This is a genomic window from Mesorhizobium sp. M7A.F.Ca.CA.002.09.1.1, assembly GCF_003998555.1.
Classification (GTDB): Bacteria; Pseudomonadota; Alphaproteobacteria; order Rhizobiales; family Rhizobiaceae; genus Mesorhizobium; species Mesorhizobium ciceri.
Window position 1 is genome coordinate 1 of record NZ_RZRR01000707.1, and the last position, 2998, is coordinate 2998.

Below are 2998 nucleotides of genomic sequence, written 5' to 3' on the forward strand. Positions count from 1 at the left end.
ACGCGGGCGCGCATCGAAGCCGCCCTGCGTTCCTCGGACTATCAGCCGAACCTTTTCGCCCGCAATCTCAACCGCAAGCGCACCCGCAACATCGGCATCGTCGTGCCGACGATCACCGATCCTTTCTACGCCGAGATGGTCAGCCGCATCGAATTTCGTTGCCGCGACGAAGGCTACTGGCCGATCGTCATTTCCTCGCATGGCTCGACGAAGCTGGAGGCGGAGTCGGTCAGGACGCTGCTGTCGCTGAAGGTGGCCGGCGCGATCATCGCCCCGCTCGGCCTTGCCTCCGACCGCAGCGTCTTCGACAAGCTCGGGCAGGACATTCCGATCGTCTATTTCGACACCTATATCGAGGGCGATACGCCGTTCGTCGGCAACGACAACCGGCAGAGCGTGTCGACCATCGTCGACTATCTCTGTCGCTCGGGCGAACCGCCGGTCTATCTCGACATTCCGCATGTCAACCACAACTCCGGCGAACGCCAGGAGAGCTACATCGTCGCGATGGAGACCGCCGGCTTCAAGCCGGCCGTCATCGAGGCCGCGCGCGATTACACCTGGGACTTCGAACGCATCGGCTACGAGCAGACGGAAAAAATGCTGGAGGCCGGGACCTTGCCCGGCCGCACCATCCTGTGCGCCAACGATCGTCTCGCCTTTGGCGTAATGGCGGCCGCGTACTCGCGCGGCCTGAAGGTCGGCCGCAGGCCCGATTGCGATCTGCGCGTTGCCGCCCACGACGACCATCCGCTGAGCCGCTACACCTGTCCGGCGCTGACCACCATGGCGCAGGATTTCACCGCCATGGCCGGCCGCAGCGTCGAGATCCTGCTGGCCCTGCTGGACGAGGCCGATCCGCCGAAGCAGGGCATGGCGCGCACCGTCAAGCTCGGTGCCAACCTGGTGATGCGTCAGTCGGCCTAACCGGTCGACGTCGATCCCTCGAAGTGGCGCCAGGCCGTCACCCCCTCGACCACCGCTTGCCGGGCGGCGGGAATATGGCGTCCCATCGAGACGAAGCCATGGATCTGGCCCGGCCATTGCCGCAGGATCATAGGCACGCCCGCGGCCTGCAGGCGCGCCGCATAGGCTGCCCCTTCGTCGGCCAGGATGTCACAGCCCGCAAGCGCCACGAATGCTGGCGCGACGCCGGCAAGATCAGGCGCCAGCAAGGGCGAGACGCGCCAGTCCATGATATTGTCGGGCGTTCGCACATAATGGTCGCGGAACCATGCCATGGTCGTCGCGGTAAGGCCGAAGCCGTCGCCGAAACGCCGGTAGCTGTCCGATGTCTGCCGCGCGTCGGTGTTGGGATAGATCAGGATCTGCGTCGCAAGTGGTGGAGCGAGCCCATCGCGTGCGAGCAGCGCCAGCACTGCGGCAAGATTGCCGCCGGCGCTGTCGCCGGCAACACCAATGCGCACCTTGTCGATGCCCAGGTCGACGGCATTCTCGGCCATGAAGCGAAGTGTCGCCAGGCAATCCTCGAGCCCGGCGGGAAATTTGTGCTCCGGGGCCAGGCGATAGTCGGGGCAGACAATGACGGCGTTGCCGAGATTGGCCATCAGGCGGCAGATCTCGTCATGTGAATCGAGATTGCCGATGACCCAGCCGCCGCCATGCAGATAGAGCAGCGCCGGCGCCCCGCTCGGCAGTGCGTCGATGCCGCGATGGATGCGGACAGCGATGGGGCCGTTCGGCCCGTCGATCTGCTGTTCAAAGGTCGTCGCGACCGGCTCATGCTCACCTTGCAGCGTCGGGAACGAGGCGTTGTAGGCAGCTCGCGCCGCCGCCACGCTGCCGGTCTCGAATGGCTTGCCGCCGGCTGCACGAGCCATGTCGAGGACGCGCAGCGCATCCGGATCGAGCGTCATGATCATACCCTCAGGCCAGCAGATCGCTCGCCTCTTCCTCGGTCAGCAGGGCCGGCTGGACGACATCGCCCGCGATGGCGACCGAGCCCTGTGTTTCACCGGAGCGCAGGATAGCCTCCATGATCTCCAGCACATGCAGCGCCAGATTGCCGGAGGCGCGTGGCGTGTTGCCGGTCTGAAGCGAGCGCACCAGATCGGCGACGCCGAGCATGCGGTAATTGGCGCGATCGGGCGCCGCATAAGGCCAGTTGCGGGCGCCATAGAGTTCGCCTTCGCTGGCGAAATCCCTCCAGTCGGTGCCGCGTTTCGACAGCGACACGGTGCCGCCGAACGTGTCGGGGTCGGGCAGGCGCAGCGAGCCTTCCGTGCCGTGCAGTTCGATCGGATGGTTGGAGTGGCGAAAGACATCCCACGAGGCGCCGAAGGTGACGGTTGCGCCGGAGCGGAACTCCAGCAGCGACAGCACATTGGTCGGCGTGCCGACCTTGAATGTGGTGTTCTTGAATGGCCCTTCGGCAGTGATCAGCCGCTCCTCCTGGCCGCGCGTCGCCATCGCCATGACGCGTTCGACCGGGCCGAGCAGATTGACCAGCATGGTCAGATAGTAGGGGCCCATGTCGAACACCGGGCCACCGCCTGGCTGGTAGTAGAACTGCGGGTTGGGGTGCCAGTGCTCCATGCCGCGGCCCATCATGAAGGCGGTGCCGGTGACCGGGCGGCCGATGGCGCCGTCATCCATCAGCCGGCGGGCGCGGCGTCCGGCTGCACCAAGGAAGGTGTCGGGCGCCGAGCCGAGCAGCAGCCCGCGCGACCGCGCCTCGTCGACCAGGCGCCGTCCATCGGCGGCCGAGGTGGCGAGCGGCTTTTCGGTGAAGACGTGCTTGCCGGCCGAAAGGGCGGCAAACGAAATGTCGAAATGCGCCGCCGGAATGGTCAGGTTGAGGACGAGATCGATCTCGGGGTCGGCCAGCAGTGCATCGACGCCGAGTGCCCGTATGCCATATTCCTTCGCCCGCAGCGCCGTCATGTCGGCCGAGATATCGGCGCAGGCGCGCAACTCGATGCCGCCGAAGAGAGCGGCATTGCGCAGATAGGTCATCGAGATATTGCCGCATCCGATG

3 protein-coding genes are annotated in these 2998 nt (G+C 65.9%); 1 reads left to right on the forward strand and 2 read right to left on the reverse strand.

What is annotated here, in order from left to right; translation table 11 throughout:
- The coding region (locus tag EN994_RS24825) for a LacI family DNA-binding transcriptional regulator (protein ID WP_164746150.1) at positions 1–927 on the forward strand (927 nt) is incomplete at its 5' end.
- On the opposite strand, the gene EN994_RS24830 is transcribed toward EN994_RS24825, so the two are convergent.
- Both EN994_RS24830 and EN994_RS24835 read right to left on the reverse strand, forming a co-directional pair.
- Positions 924–1877, reverse strand: a complete 954-nt coding sequence (locus EN994_RS24830) for an alpha/beta hydrolase (protein ID WP_082826663.1) — start codon at positions 1875–1877, stop codon at positions 924–926. The two genes, EN994_RS24825 and EN994_RS24830, sit on opposite strands and share 4 nt — an antisense overlap.
- A 10-nt stretch (positions 1878–1887) precedes the next feature.
- A complete protein-coding gene (locus EN994_RS24835) occupies positions 1888–2997 on the reverse strand; it encodes a Gfo/Idh/MocA family oxidoreductase (RefSeq protein ID WP_245466077.1) in 1110 nt (369 codons plus the stop codon).
- Position 2998: the final 1 nt, after the last annotated feature.